This is a genomic window from Bradyrhizobium sp. S3.7.6, assembly GCF_054061875.1.
Genome location: NZ_JBSSEQ010000001.1, coordinates 7,263,127 through 7,276,586 on the forward strand (window position 1 = coordinate 7,263,127; position 13,460 = coordinate 7,276,586).

Annotated in this window: 11 protein-coding genes and 1 pseudogene; 8 read left to right on the forward strand and 4 right to left on the reverse strand. The window is 64.2% G+C overall.

The genetic code is table 11. The features are described from left to right. Window positions 1–117: 117 nt before the first annotated feature. The 4 genes from ACVJ5M_RS35275 to ACVJ5M_RS35290 all read left to right on the forward strand — a co-directional run bounded on the left by ACVJ5M_RS35275 (window position 118) and on the right by ACVJ5M_RS35290 (window position 2,877). Window positions 118–1,059, forward strand: coding sequence for a metallophosphoesterase family protein (locus ACVJ5M_RS35275; protein ID WP_063984627.1), 942 nt, complete (start codon window positions 118–120; stop codon window positions 1,057–1,059). Between the two features lie 39 nt (window positions 1,060–1,098). Further along, window positions 1,099–1,422: a cupredoxin domain-containing protein gene (locus ACVJ5M_RS35280; RefSeq protein WP_028146964.1), complete on the forward strand. Its 324-nt coding sequence runs from the start codon at window positions 1,099–1,101 to the stop codon at window positions 1,420–1,422. A gap of 142 nt (window positions 1,423–1,564) precedes the next feature. Beyond that, window positions 1,565–2,113: a sigma-70 family RNA polymerase sigma factor gene (locus tag ACVJ5M_RS35285; RefSeq protein ID WP_028146963.1), complete on the forward strand. Its 549-nt coding sequence runs from the start codon at window positions 1,565–1,567 to the stop codon at window positions 2,111–2,113. Continuing rightward, window positions 2,110–2,877 (forward strand): anti-sigma factor family protein, encoded by a 768-nt coding sequence (locus ACVJ5M_RS35290; protein WP_063984628.1) that lies wholly within the window; start codon window positions 2,110–2,112, stop codon window positions 2,875–2,877. The genes ACVJ5M_RS35285 and ACVJ5M_RS35290 overlap by 4 nt, the downstream gene beginning before the upstream one ends. A gap of 113 nt (window positions 2,878–2,990) precedes the next feature. On the opposite strand, the gene hpnO is transcribed toward ACVJ5M_RS35290, so the two are convergent. Further along, entirely contained in the window at window positions 2,991–4,382 is a 1,392-nt protein-coding gene (gene hpnO / locus ACVJ5M_RS35295; protein WP_028146959.1) for an aminobacteriohopanetriol synthase HpnO, read from the reverse strand. Between the two features lie 141 nt (window positions 4,383–4,523). Between hpnO and ACVJ5M_RS35300 the strand changes: the two genes are divergently transcribed. Next, a complete protein-coding gene (locus tag ACVJ5M_RS35300; protein ID WP_063984629.1) occupies window positions 4,524–5,201 on the forward strand; it encodes a DUF2147 domain-containing protein in 678 nt (225 codons plus the stop codon). On the opposite strand, the gene hpnN is transcribed toward ACVJ5M_RS35300, so the two are convergent. Further along, window positions 5,169–7,757, reverse strand: coding sequence for a hopanoid transporter HpnN (hpnN, locus tag ACVJ5M_RS35305; RefSeq protein WP_063984630.1), 2,589 nt, complete (start codon window positions 7,755–7,757; stop codon window positions 5,169–5,171). The two genes, ACVJ5M_RS35300 and hpnN, sit on opposite strands and share 33 nt — an antisense overlap. A gap of 462 nt (window positions 7,758–8,219) precedes the next feature. Here hpnN and ispH point away from each other — a divergent pair, with 462 nt between their 5' ends. The 3 genes and pseudogenes from ispH to ACVJ5M_RS35320 all read left to right on the forward strand — a co-directional run. Then, window positions 8,220–9,146 (forward strand): 4-hydroxy-3-methylbut-2-enyl diphosphate reductase, encoded by a 927-nt coding sequence (ispH, locus tag ACVJ5M_RS35310; protein ID WP_063984631.1) that lies wholly within the window; start codon window positions 8,220–8,222, stop codon window positions 9,144–9,146. 35 nt (window positions 9,147–9,181) lie between these two features. Next, the gene (gene hpnH / locus ACVJ5M_RS35315) at window positions 9,182–10,342 is read left to right on the forward strand and encodes an adenosyl-hopene transferase HpnH (RefSeq protein ID WP_063984632.1); all 1,161 of its coding nucleotides are present in this window, start codon (window positions 9,182–9,184) and stop codon (window positions 10,340–10,342) included. A gap of 68 nt (window positions 10,343–10,410) precedes the next feature. Then, window positions 10,411–10,656: pseudogene (locus tag ACVJ5M_RS35320) on the forward strand (ROK family protein); the annotation flags it as partial. Window positions 10,657–10,726: 70 nt separating this feature from the next. Here the strand turns inward: ACVJ5M_RS35320 and ACVJ5M_RS35325 are convergent. Both ACVJ5M_RS35325 and shc read right to left on the reverse strand, forming a co-directional pair. Beyond that, the gene (locus tag ACVJ5M_RS35325; protein ID WP_063984634.1) at window positions 10,727–11,476 is read right to left on the reverse strand and encodes a phosphorylase; all 750 of its coding nucleotides are present in this window, start codon (window positions 11,474–11,476) and stop codon (window positions 10,727–10,729) included. Beyond that, the gene (shc, locus tag ACVJ5M_RS35330) at window positions 11,473–13,440 is read right to left on the reverse strand and encodes a squalene--hopene cyclase (protein WP_063984635.1); all 1,968 of its coding nucleotides are present in this window, start codon (window positions 13,438–13,440) and stop codon (window positions 11,473–11,475) included. Before shc ends, ACVJ5M_RS35325 begins: the two co-directional genes overlap by 4 nt. Between the last annotated feature and the right edge of the window lie 20 nt (window positions 13,441–13,460).

Sequence of the window (13,460 nt, forward strand, 5' to 3'; positions counted from 1 at the left end):
GCGTCCGGGACACGAGACCCTACCACCTCACGAAAACGTCATCGCATCCGGGAATAAGTCTCCCCCTCCCCCAATCACCTCCCCGAAGCCCAATTCCGGGCGAAGTGGAGACGTGCGATGAGCGGACACGATCACGGGGACGGCGTCAGCCGCCGCAAGGTGCTGGAATGCATGACCTGGGCCGGCACCGGGGTGCTCTGGACCATCACGGGCGGCGTGCCGCGCTCGCTCGGCATCATCGATTCCGCGCAGGCCGCGACCGCGGCCGCGCCCGGCATGACCTTCCTCCAGATCAGCGACAGCCATGTCGGCTTCGACAAGCCGGCGAACCCCAACGCGCTCGGCACGCTGGAGGAGGCCATCAACAAGATCAACGCAATGCCGGCAAAACCCTCCTTCATGATCCACACCGGCGACATCACGCACCTGTCGAAGGCCGCCGAGTTCGACAATGCCGACCGCATCATCTCGCAGAGCAAGCTCGACGTGCACTACGTGCCTGGCGAGCATGACTTTCTCGACGAGGAGGTGAAATTCTATCGCGAGCGTTACGGCCGCGGCACCAAGGGTGCAGGCTGGTATTCGTTCGACGCCGGCGGCGTACACTTCATCGGCCTCGTCAACGTCGTCGACCTCAAGGGCGGCGGTCTCGGCAATCTCGGCGCCGAGCAACTCGCCTGGCTCGAGGACGATCTGCGCGGCAAGTCGAAATCGACGCCGATCGTGCTGTTCGCGCATATCCCGCTTTGGACGGTCTATCCCGAATGGGGCTGGGGCACCGAGGACGGCGGCCGCGCGCTGGAACACGTGAAAGGCTTCGGCTCCGTCACCGTGCTGAACGGCCATATCCATCAGGTGATGCAGAAGGTCGAGGGCAACGTCACTTTCCACACCGCGCGCTCGACTGCGTTCCCGCAGCCCGCGCCGGGGACCGCGCCCTCGCCCGGACCAATGAAGGTCGAGGACGCAAAGCTGCGCGGCATGCTCGGCGTCGCCAGCATCAACTTCAAGCAGAACGAGCAGCGGCTCGCGATCATCGACACGCCACTGCAGGGTTGATCCAAGATTGAACGGAAAAAGGCTGAACGGAAGCTGACAATGAAAACACTCAATCGCCGCGACTTCGGTGTCGCCGTGGTCGCGGCCATCCTGTTGCCCGCAACGACGGCCCGTGCCGACGACATGGAAGTGCATATCGACAATTTCGTTTTCCAGCCGGCCGAGTTGAAGATCAAGCTCGGCACCACCGTGACCTGGACCAACCGGGACGACATCCCCCACACCGTGGTGTCGGCCGGCAAGTTCAGGTCCAAGGCCCTGGACACCGACGACAAGTTCTCGTTCACCTTCACCAATGCGGGCGACTACAAATATTTTTGTTCGTTGCACCCGCACATGACGGGGATGATCAAGGTTGAGTAACGTCTCAAACCAAGGCATCAACGTCTTGCCCGGCCGGTGGTCCCACGCCGGCCGGGCTCGTGTGCCTTCCGTCACACACGGGGACGAAACAAACAGGGACGAAACAACGCGACGCGCAGAACAAGAGGCAAAGCGAGGAGCGATGCCCGCCAACGACGATTTGCAGAAGGCGCAGCGCTTCCGCGAAGCCGCGCTGCCCTATCTCGACGACGTCTACACGCTCGCGCGCTATCTGCTGCGCGATGCCTCTGATGCCGAGGACGCGGTGCAGGAGTGCTATCTCCGCGCGCTGAAGCACTTCGACAGCTATCGCGGACCGGCGATGAAGCCCTGGCTGTTCGCGATCCTGCGCAACGTCTGCAACGCCGAATACGCGCGGCGCGCGCACAGGCCCAGCGCGATCGAGGATACGCCCGGCGCCGCCGAGCAGACGCCGATCTGGCAGGAGAGCGAGGCGAGCCCCGAGACCGAAGTGCTGCGCAGCCGCGATGCCGGCGCCATCCGCAAGCTGATCGACGCGCTCGCCGAACCGTTCAAGGAAACATTCGTGCTGCGGGAGATCAACAACCTGTCCTATCGTGAAATCGCCGAGGCCGTCGGCGCCCCCGTCGGCACCGTGATGTCCCGCCTCGCCCGCGCCCGCGCCATGCTGCGCGCGGCCTGGACGGCGGAAGAGGAGCACTCTCGATGACCTGCGACGAAGCAAAAATCCTGCTTCACGCGCTGCTCGACAACGAGCTCGATGCTGGCCACGCGCGCGAGGTCGAAGCCCACATTGCCAGTTGCCCGGACTGCGCCGCGGAGTTTGCCGCACAACGCGAGATGCAGCGCGTGCTCGCCGACACCGATTTGCGCTATGCTGCGCCGGCTAGCCTGCGCGCCCGGATCGAAGCCTCGCTGCCACAGCCGCAGCGCCGGCAACCGACCCGCCGCTCCGTGCTGCGCGGCTTTGCGATGGGCTCTGCCGTCTCCGCGCTCGCCGCCTCCGGCGTCGTCGCCGTGGTGCTGCGCCAGGACGACCAGCAGCGCATCCTGTCGGAGGTCGTCTCCGCGCATCTGCGCTCGCTTCAAGCCGGCCACCTCATCGACGTGGTTTCCACCGACCAGCACACCGTGAAGCCGTGGTTCAACGGCAAGCTCGACGTCGCCCCGCCCGTGATCGATCTCACCGCGCAAGGCTTCACGCTGGTCGGCGGCCGGCTCGACTATATCGACGCCCGCGCCATCGGCGCCGTCGTCTACAAGCGCCGGCAGCACGTGATCAATTTGTTCGTATCGCAGACATCGAACGCGGAATATCGCGCGCCGAAGACCGAGACCATGCAGGGCTTCAACTGCCGCCGCTGGGGCAATCGCGGCCTGAACTTCTGGGCCGTCAGCGATATCGGCGCCGACGAGCTCGCCGAATTCGTCGACAAGTTCGAGGCGGCGATGAAGGCGAATGTGGAGGGGTAACTGAAACCAGCGTCATTGCGAGCGGAGCGAAGCAATCCAGCCCGCATCCGCAGAGGGATACTGGATTGCTTCGCTTCGCTCGCAATGACGATTGCTGAGATAGATCGGCGAATTTACGCCGACCGCCGCACCGCGTTGTCCACCAGCGTCTTGCCGAGCGACCAGATCGCGCCGGGGACCTTGTGACTGCCGGCGATGACGTCGTCGAAGGCGCGCTCGATCCAGCCGCAGTCTTCCTCGGTGATGGTGAGCGGCGGCAGCAGCTTGATGGTGTGGCTGCCGTGACCGGCGACCTGCGTGAGGATCTTGTGGTCCTTGAACAGCGGCACGGTGATGAGCTGGCAGAACAGGCCCTTGTTGGCAGCTTCCAGCACGTTCCAGGACGCCCGGAGCCGCAGCGACTTCGGCGGGCCGAACTCGACGCCGATCATCAGGCCCTTGCCGCGCACTTCCTTCATCAGCTCGTAGCCGGGCACCATGCGCGTCAGCGCCAGGCGCAGCTCGGCGCCGCGCTTGGCGGCGGACTCGATCAGCTTCTCGGACTCCATGACGTCGAGCGTCGCGATGCCCGCGGCCATCGCCAGATCGTTCTTGGAGAAGGTGGAGCCGTGCACCACCGCGCGGTCCATCTGGTTGAAGATCTTGTCGAAGATGCTCTTGCGCGTCAGCACGGCACCGACCGGCACGTGGCCGCCGGACAGCGACTTCGACAGCAGCACCATGTCGGGCTCGACGTTCCAGTGCTCGACCGCCAGGAATCGGCCGGTGCGGCCCATGCCGGTCTGGATCTCGTCGGCGACGAACAGCGTGCCGTATTTCTTGCAGAGCGCGGCAGCGCCCGGCAGGAACTCGTCGGTGGGCATGTTGACGCCCTTGCCCTGGATCGGCTCGACGACGAAGGCCGCGACCTCGCGCGAGGCCAGCGCCTTTTCGAGCGCGGCGAGGTCGTTGAACGGAATTGAGGTGCAGCCGGGCAGCAGCGGCTCGAAGCCGGTGCGGAAGTTCGAATCACCTGTCAGCGACAGCGCGCCGTAGGTCAGGCCATGATAGCCGTGGGCGCAATAGACGATGCCGGGACGGCCGGTGGCGCCGCGCGCGAACTTGATTGCCGCTTCGACGCATTCGGCGCCGGAATTGGCGAAGAACGCCTTGTCGAGATAGGGGACGTATTTCAGCAGCCGCTCGGCGAGCACGCCGGCGAGCACCGAGACGTCGAACTGGACCAGATTGGGCAGGTCGGCATCGAGCACGCTCTTGAGCGCCTCGCGCATGACGGGGTGATTGCGCCCGATCGCGAACACGCCAAAGCCGGACAGCAGGTCGAGATAGCGCGCCCCCTCGCGATCGTAGAGGTACTGCCCCTGCCCCTTCTGGAAGCCGACATCGTAGCCGATGGTCTTGAGAACCCGAACGAACTGCTCGTTCAGATACCGATTATGCAGGGTGCTGCGCTGGGCCTGACGGTCCGCGAATAGCTGAGACATGTCTGGATTTGGGCTGTGCATCCGCTACATACTTCGCTTGAGGGCCGGCTCGTCAACTGAAAAGGGACCGTTACCGAAAACGGTCTGTGCGGCCTTTTGCCCTTTTTCGGACCATCTTCGCAAGCACAGCTTTAAACCATGTTGCACTGCCAAGGAACTATCATGCGTTTAGCCCTTTACACCGGACTAATACTGGCTGGTGGTTACACCTGCCTGACACCCGCGCTCGCCGCCGATCCCACCGGCGACTGGCGGGTCGCCGACGCCGTCGCCAACATTCGTGTCGCCCAATGCAATGGCAGCATGTGGGGCGCGGTTTCCTGGGAAAAGCAGCCCGGCGGCCGCGATGAATACAATCCGGATGCGTCGAAAAAGACCAGGCCGACGCTGGGCATGGCGACCCTGATCGACATGAAGAAGAAGCCCGGCGTCGATCAGTGGGAAGGGCAGGTCTACAACGCCAAGGACGGCCAGCTCTACAGCGCAACCATCACGACCGTCGGCACCGACCAGCTCGAAATCAAGGGCTGCGTGATGGGCTTCCTCTGCGGCGGCGAGACCTGGACCCGCGTCGCCCCGCCGATTCCTTTGAGCACCGCCAACGCCATGGCCAAGGGCGCGCCAAAGCCCACCGGCGCGGCGCCGAAAGTCCAAGGCAACAACGGCGGCACCACAGGCGGCCCGACAACAGGCGGCACGACCGGCGCCAGCGCCCCAGCGCCGGCCCCTGCCCCCGCAGCCCAGAAGACCGCTACCACCGCCAAGCCCGGTCAGAAGAACGCCGCCGACCCGGTCGGCGACATCTGCCTACTCCCTGAGATTGCGGGGTTTGCCCATTAGGGCCGGCTGGAACAGCAGCACTGCGGCAAGCGTCGTCACCAGCGAGAGTGCGAGCAGCTTGCCCATGCTGGACGTTCCGGGGTGGCTCGACAGCCACAGGCTGCCGAACGCGGTCGCCGTCGTCAGCGCGCTGAAAAAGATTGCGCGCGTCAGGCTGGTCTGCAGCAGGTTTGTCCTGCCAGAGCGCCAGGCCACGACATAATAGATCTTGAAGGCGACGCCGACGCCGAGCAGCAGCGGGAACGCGACGATGTTGGCGAAGTTGAGCGGCAGGCCGATCAACACGCAGATTTCGAGCGTAACCGCGCCGGCGACCAGCAGCGGCACCAGCGTCATCAGCACGTCGACGAACCGCCGCAGCGTGATCCAAAGCAACAGGCCGATCACCAGCAGCGCGTAGATGCCGGCGTGGATGAACGCCTTCACCACGGTGTCACCGGATTTCAGGATCGAGACCGGCCCGCCGATCGCGGTCGGCTCGGCAGCGAGCACGGCGGCTGCAAATTTGCGCAGCGTGTCGTTGTCATTGGGATCGCCCTTCGGCTGCGCCTCGACGCGGATGATCCCGTCCTTGCTCTTCCAGGCGCTGACGAGCTCGGGGGGCAGTGAGGCCAGGGTGACCGGCCCGGCCTGCATCGCGTTCCTGAGCTGGCCGAACGCGATCTTCAGCGGCGTGACGAACACGTCCTGCGCCTTGTTCCGCGTGGCCTCGTCGCCATTGGCGAGCTTTTCGAGCGCGTCCGCCAGCCGGCGCGAGGCGACGGCGCCCGGGCCCTTCGTGTCACCGGCGGTCCGGCGCAGATTGTCGACCGAGGATTTCAACGCCTCGACGTTTTCCTTGTCCGTTGGCGCAGCGTCGACCTGGTCAGGATTGAGCGCGGGGTTGAGCACCTTGGCGCCCTGCGCGAGCAGCTTCAGCTTTGGCGCCTGGTCGGTCGGCACGAAGCTGTCGAGCGACATCACGCGCAGCACCTCCGGCACCTTCTCCAGCTTCGCCTCGACCTGCCTCGCCTGCTCCTCGGACGTGGTCATCACGTTGATGGCATTGGCGCCGGTGTTCGGATCCTTGCGCAAATCGAGGAAGGTCGCGATCGACTCGGCCTTCGGGTTGCGCAGGTTCATCGGGTTGAAGTCGAACTTCAGGAAGTAGAGCAGCGGCAGACCGGCGAGCGCCAGCAGCAACGTGCCGCCCACGACCAGCACACGGTGCTTCTCCAGAAAGTAATCGAGCGGCGCCAGGAAGGCATAACCGACGGGCTCCTGCTCACCGGGCGGGTTCAACAGCTTCAGCATTGCGGGCAGTACGGTGATGCTGGAGAGGAACGCCACCAGCATGCCGACGCCGGCGATCTGGCCGAGCTCGGAGATGCCCTTGTAATCGGTGGGCAGGAAACAGAGGAAGCCGGCGGCGGTCGCCATTGCCGCCAGCGACAGCGGCACCGCGGAGCGCTTGGCGGCAAGCACCAGCGCGCCGGAGAGATCGTTGTGCTTGTAGCGCTCCGAGCGGTAGCGGACGCTGTACTGGATACCAAAATCGACGCCCAGTCCCACGAACAGTACGGCGAACGCGATCGACAGCAAATTGAACGAGCCGACCATCATCAGGCCGGCAGCGGTCGTCAGCGCAAGGCCGACGAAGAGATTGACGAACACCGCGAAAATGATCTTCGACGAGTGCAGCGCCATCCACAGGATGAGCAGCACGACCAGCACAGTCCCGACGCCGTTGACGACGGCGCCTTCCTGGACGGTGGCGTATTCCTCGTTGGCGATCGGGACCGGACCGGTCAGTCGCACTCGTGCCTGGTACTTGTTCGCAAAATCCAGATCAACTGCCGCCTTGCGGATCGCGTCGGTGGCGCCCTTGCCGGGCTCCAGCGCGTTGTAGTCCAGGATCGGCTTGAACTCGATGAAGGCGCGCTTATCGGAATCCGTCAGCGGCTCGTCGCTGACGAGCTCACGCCAGGAGAAGCTCGCTTTGCCCTTGTTGAGCACGGTCTCGACCGTTTGCGCGATCTGATTGAAGGGCCGCGCGGTATTGTCGAGCTTGACCTGGCCGCGCTTGACGCCGGCAAGTCCCGTCTCCAGCGCGCCGGTCAGGCCGCGGATCGAGGGATCACCGGCCATGATCTCGACCAGGGGCGCTGCAGATTCGAACTGGCTGGTGATCTTGCCGACCTCTTCGGTCGGCAGGAACAGCAAGCCGTTCTTCTCAAAGAACTCGCCGGTGCCGAGCTGCTGCATCGACTGGAAGTCGGTCTTGTTGTCCTTCAGCTTGGCGAAGAGCGCATCCGCTGCCGCGGTCGCCATCTCCGGCGTCCTGGCCTCGACGACCGCGAGAATCGTCGCGTCGCGGTCGAAGGCACGGTCGAACTGCTGGTCGCGCTGGCGCCAGTCCAAATTCTGGGCAATCAGCGAATTGATGTCGGTGTTGATGGCGAAATGCTTAGACGTGTAATAGCCCGCCCCGACCGAAAGCAGGAGCCCGAGAACGACGACGAGGGAGGCAAACCGGGTGCAGGCCCTGACGATGGCAACGACTACGCTTTGCAGCATCTTTTCTTTCTGCGGTTAACAGCTTGCCGGAAACGCCCGCTGTTTATCGGAGTTCCCCGGCGAAACCTATTGCTGTTTTGAGTGGTTCTCGCCGCACGAAGGTTCGAGGTAAACGGCGACAGACCTAGGCAAAATCATGCGGGGCGGTCGGTATAGCCGGTGACTTGAGGCGGGAAAGTGGCGAAGCGGTGAGCACAAATGTCGCCATTTTGCTCAGAGCGCATGCCCTATTATAATACCGCGGATGCGCACGGTAACGGAACCAGGGTTTCATCCGGTCTTTCCTTTTTGCCGATTTTTTGACACAAAGTGCTGTGCCTCCATGCGCCGGGGCCCAAGTAGGGTGGGCGGTTACCGCGTGCGCGAAACCAATGGTGCGGTTATTGCAACTCATTGGACAGTATCGAAGTGCCGCCGGGGACTTGAGAAGCGGATTGGTGCAAATTGCGTGATGGGCGTCCTATGGAAGTTTATCTAGCGCAGCCGCGCGGCTTTTGCGCGGGCGTGGTGCGTGCGATCGAGATCGTGGAACGGGCGCTGGAGAAGTACGGCCCGCCCGTCTACGTGCGCCACGAGATCGTGCACAACAAGTACGTGGTCGAGAGCCTGAAGAACAAGGGCGCGATCTTCGTCGAGGAACTGTCCGAGGTTCCGCCGAAAGCCGTGACCGTTTTCAGTGCCCATGGCGTCGCCCGCAGCGTCGAGGAAGAGGCTGCCGCGCGCGACCTTCCGGTGCTCAATGCCACCTGCCCCCTGGTCACGAAAGTTCACAATCAGGGGAAACGCTACATCTCCAGGGGCCGCACCCTGATCCTGATCGGCCATGCCGGCCACCCCGAGGTCGAGGGCACGATGGGCCAGGTTCCCGCCCCGGTGCTGCTTGTCCAAAGCGTTGAAGAGGTTAAGGCCTTGACGCTGCAGGCGGATACGCCAGTGGCCTACATCACCCAGACCACCCTGTCGGTCGACGACACCAAGGACATTATTGCGGCCCTCCAGGCCCGCTTTACAGATATTCAAGGCCCGGATATCCGGGATATCTGCTATGCGACACAGAACCGCCAATCTGCGGTAAGGGACTTGAGCAAGCTGGTCGACGTGATCTTGGTGGTGGGCGCTGCCAATAGCTCGAACTCGAACCGGCTCCGCGAAATCGGCACTGAGGCCGGCGTCGCGAGTTATTTGATTGCCGACGGCAGCGCGCTCAATCCGGAGTGGTTGAAAGATGCCAAGACCGTCGGCGTCACGGCCGGCGCTTCGGCGCCTGAGGTACTCGTGGATGACGTGATCGAAGCGATGCGGCGGATCGGACCAGTCAAGGTCTCGGTGCTGCCGGGCCGCGAGGAAAACATCGAATTCCGGCTTCCGGCCGAACTGGCTGCGAGCTGACCCACCCGAATTCCTAGCCCAGAAAGAAACTTGTAATGGCTATCCCCTTCTTCAAGGAAATGCGTATCGGCGGCTATTTGCTCAAGCAGAAACTGCTTGGCCGCAAGCGCTATCCGCTCGTGCTGATGCTGGAGCCGCTGTTCCGCTGCAACCTCGCCTGCGTCGGCTGCGGCAAGATCGATTATCCGGATGCGATCCTCAACCGCCGCATGACCGCCCAGGAGTGCTGGGACGCGGCCGACGAGTGCGGCGCGCCGATGGTCGCCATTCCCGGCGGCGAGCCGCTGATCCACAAGGAGATCGGCGAGATCGTGCGTGGCCTGGTCGAACGCAAGAAGTTCGTCTCGCTCTGCACCAACGCGCTGCTGCTCGAGAAGAAGCTCGACCTGTTCACGCCCTCCCCGTACCTGTTCTTCTCCGTGCATCTCGACGGCCTGAAGGACCATCACGACAAGGCTGTGTCGCAGAAGGGCGTGTTCGACCGCGCCGTCTCCGCGATCAAGGCGGCCAAGGCGCGCGGCTTCACCGTCAACGTCAACGCCACCATCTTCGACGGCCATCCGGCCGAGGAGATCGCGAAATTCCTCGACCTCACCGTCGAGCTCGGTGTCGGCGTCTCGATGTCGCCGGGCTATGCGTATGAGCGTGCGCCGGACCAGGAGCACTTCCTCAACCGCACCAAGACCAAGAAGCTGTTCCGCGACGTCTTCGCGATGGGCAAGGGCAAGAAGTGGAACTTCATGCATTCCGGCCTGTTCCTGGACTTCCTCGCCGGCAACCAGGAATACGAGTGCACGCCGTGGGGCATGCCCGCGCGCAACATCTTCGGCTGGCAGAAGCCCTGCTATCTGCTCGGTGAAGGCTATGCCAAGACCTTCAAGGAGCTGATGGACACCACCGATTGGGAAACCTACGGCACCGGCAAGTACGAGAAGTGCGCCGACTGTATGGCCCATTGCGGCTACGAGCCGACGGCTGCGACCGCTGCCATCAGCCACCCGCTGAAGGCGATGTGGGTGTCGCTGCGCGGGATCAGGACCACGGGCCCGATGGCGCCCGAGATCGACATGACCAAGCAGCGTCCGGCGCAGTACATCTTCTCGGCGGAAGTGCAGAAGCGCCTGTCGGAGATCCGCAAGGACGAGGCGGCCGCGGCGCAGGAGAAGGCGGCCCGCAAGGCTTCGACTGCCGCGTAAGCACGCGAGTCGGTACGAACGAAAAAGGCCCGGTCGCCACCGCGACCGGGCCTTTTCATCTTCGGCGCGAACGCCCCGCGGCAACGATATCCGTGCTGCGCCCACACCATGTGATCCTGGCGGGACCCGGCCTGCAGGCATTCGACATGATGCGCCGCGCCTATGAGGAGCGGCTCGAGCAAGCGGTGTTGCCATGGCTGCTCAAGTCCACGGCGATCTATCTGCTTCCAAGCGAGTCGGCGGCAATTGTCGAAGGCATGATGCGACGGACGCTGTGGGTCGTGGACCGAAACCGCATGGAGGCGACCGAGTGAGTAGGCACCAAAACGCAAAAGGCCCGGTCGCCAATGGCGACCGGGCCTTTTGCTTTATCGCATCAAGAGCTCAGGCCGCCTTGGAGACCAGGGCCTCGCTGTCGACGAGCTCGGTGCCGATCAAATAGTCGCGGCAGCCGCGCAAGCTACGCAGCGCGCGGTTGAAGTCGATGCCGGTCGAGACCAGCGCATGCAGCGTGGTCGGATTGCGCACGATGCCACGGAGCACGGCGGCGAGATCAATCTGGCCGTTCGGCTTGATGGCGGCGCGGGCGAGCGCCGGCAGCGCGCGATGGGCGGGATCGCTGATGACGCGGACCGCGGCAAAGGGTAGCCCCGCCTCGGCGGCGTAGGCGGCCGCGATGTGGCTCTCCATGTCGACGGCAGAGGCGCCGGTTTCCGAATGCAGCGCCGCCTTGCAGGACCGCTTCGTGACCACCTCCTCGGCGCCGGCAAGGCTGCCGCGCACGACGCGGCGGCGCCCGGACGTCAGACGGTCGATCAGGTCGTCGCCGAGCGACAGGCCCGCGGCCCAGCGGGTATCGCCGGAGAGCACCTCGGTCGCCAGCACGACGTCGCCGGAGCGCAGCGTCGGGTCGAGCCCGCCGGCCACGCCGAACGAGATCACGCCGCGAATCGTCTCGGGATCCACCACCGTCAGAAGCGCCCGCAACTGGGTCGGGCTGCTCGACGAGCAAATGACCGCCATTCCGGGCCCAGCCGCGATACGGGCCTCCTGAACCAGTCCAGTCACGATCAATATCGGCCGCGGGTCGATGGCATTACCCACGGTCAGATAGTCCCCCGTCCCCAAAGTCACATCCCGACCCCTACCACCCTGCTGTTGGTGTTCCGCAAGTTCCGATACCGCGCCAACGCCCACAGCGGGAAGAACTTCGGGTAACCGTGATAACGCAGATAGAATACACGAGGAAAGCCTGTGGCGGTGTACCGCTCTTCGTCCCACAGTCCTTTTTTGTTCTGTGTTGCAATCAGGTACTCCACCCCGCGGGCGACGGCCGGGTGATCAACCTCGCCAGCAGCCATCAGGGCAAGCAAGGCCCATGCCGTTTGCGAGGCGGTCGAGGGAGACGCCTCCCAGCCCTTGTAGTCGAGACGGTAGCTGACGGCGGCCTCGCCCCAGCCGCCGTCCTTGTTCTGGATCGAGGCCAGCCAGTCGGCGGCTTTCCGAATCATCGGGTCGTTATGGCGGACGCCGGCCATGTTGAGGGCACAGAGCACCGACCAGGTTCCGTAGATGAAGTTCATGCCCCAGCGGCCATACCAGGACCCCTCCGGGTGCTGGGTCTTCCTGAGGTAGGCGACCCCGTCGGCCACATGCTTGCTGGACTTCTCGGTCTCGCCGAGCTGGGCCAGCATGGAGATGCAGCGCGCGGTGACGTCCTCGGTCGGCGGATCGAGCAGCGCGCCATGATCCGAGAACGGGATGTTGTTCAGATAGTATTCGAGGTTGTTGACGTCGAAGGCGGCCCAGCCGCCGTCGTCGCTCTGCATGCCCTCGATCCACTCCCGGCCGCGGTCGATCGCGGCGTCATAGCCGGTCGCACCGTGCTCGCGTCGCATGCGGTCCATCGACATCACCACCACCGCGGTGTCGTCGAGATCGGGATAATAGGCATTGTTGTACTGGAAGGCCCAGCCGCCCGGGCGTACCTCGGGCCGCTTCACCGCCCAGTCGCCCTTCACCTCGAGCTCCTGCTTCGGGATCAGCCAGTCGAGGCCCTGCTTGGCCGCAGGCAGGGCTATGTCACCGCCGGCTTCCAGCAGCGCGTGGGCGGTCAGCGTCGTGTCCCACACCGGCGAGACGCAGGGCTGGCAATAGGCCTCGTCGCCGTTGAACACGAGCAGCTTGTCGATGCCCCGGCGCGTGACCGCGCGCGGCGGATAATTCTCGTCCTTGCCGAGCGCGTCATACATCATGACGATGTTGGCCATGGGCGGATAGATCGCGCCCATGCCGTCCTCGCCGTTGAGGCGTTCCTCGGTGAAGGCGAGCGCCGCATCGATCGCGCGCTGGCGCAGGCTCTTCGGAAACATCGGCTCGATCACGCGCAGAATGCCGTCGAGCGCGCGGAACAGCACGAACCAGGCCATGCTCTGGTGCGGCGCCTTCGCGGTCATGCCGATCGAGCGCGGATCCTGGAGAAACAGCTCGTCGATCCCGACGCCCTTGGGATTCTTCGCCAGCGGCTTCAGCGCGGCAAGAACCATCAGCGGCACCATGGTGGTGCGGGCCCAGTAGGAAATCTTGTTGATGTGGAACGGCGACCAGAACGGCAGCAGCACGATCTCGATCGGCAGCACCGGCACCGCGCGCCAGGTCACCACGCCGAACATCGCAAGCAGGAAGCGCGTGAAGACGTTGCTGTTGATCGCGCCGCCGCGGGCATGGATCGCCTCGCGCGCACGCACCATGTGCGGGGCGTCGACGGAATCGCCGATCATCTTGAGCGCGAAGTAGGACTTCACGCTCGCACTCATGTCGAACTCGCCGTCATGCACGAGCGGCCAGCCACCATGGGCGCCCTGAACGCGGCGGAGATAATTGCCGATCTTGGCCTCGAGCACGGCGTCCACGGGCTCTGCGAGATAATGGCGCAGCAGGATGTATTCGGCCGGAATCGTGCAGTCGGCCTCGAGCTCGAACACCCAATGGCCGTCGGATTGCTGGAAGCCGAGAACGCCTTGCGTCGCCGACGCAATGCTCGATTCCAGGACGCCCGATTCCAAGGCTTCGCGGCTGGTCGCGTTCACGGCATCCATGTCGCTCGATTGCTCCGATA

Bases quoted from the DNA above. Each gene is read 5' to 3' on its own strand.
- ACVJ5M_RS35275 (WP_063984627.1), top strand. From the start codon at position 118: ATGAGCGGACACGATCACGGGGACGGCGTCAGCCGCCGCAAGGTGCTG.
- ACVJ5M_RS35280 (WP_028146964.1), top strand. From the start codon at position 1,099: ATGAAAACACTCAATCGCCGCGACTTCGGTGTCGCCGTGGTCGCGGCC.
- ACVJ5M_RS35285 (WP_028146963.1), top strand. From the start codon at position 1,565: ATGCCCGCCAACGACGATTTGCAGAAGGCGCAGCGCTTCCGCGAAGCC.
- ACVJ5M_RS35290 (WP_063984628.1), top strand. From the start codon at position 2,110: ATGACCTGCGACGAAGCAAAAATCCTGCTTCACGCGCTGCTCGACAAC.
- hpnO (WP_028146959.1), bottom strand. From the start codon at position 4,382: ATGCACAGCCCAAATCCAGACATGTCTCAGCTATTCGCGGACCGTCAG.
- ACVJ5M_RS35300 (WP_063984629.1), top strand. From the start codon at position 4,524: ATGCGTTTAGCCCTTTACACCGGACTAATACTGGCTGGTGGTTACACC.
- hpnN (WP_063984630.1), bottom strand. From the start codon at position 7,757: ATGCTGCAAAGCGTAGTCGTTGCCATCGTCAGGGCCTGCACCCGGTTT.
- ispH (WP_063984631.1), top strand. From the start codon at position 8,220: ATGGAAGTTTATCTAGCGCAGCCGCGCGGCTTTTGCGCGGGCGTGGTG.
- hpnH (WP_063984632.1), top strand. From the start codon at position 9,182: ATGGCTATCCCCTTCTTCAAGGAAATGCGTATCGGCGGCTATTTGCTC.
- shc (WP_063984635.1), bottom strand. From the start codon at position 13,440: ATGGATGCCGTGAACGCGACCAGCCGCGAAGCCTTGGAATCGGGCGTC.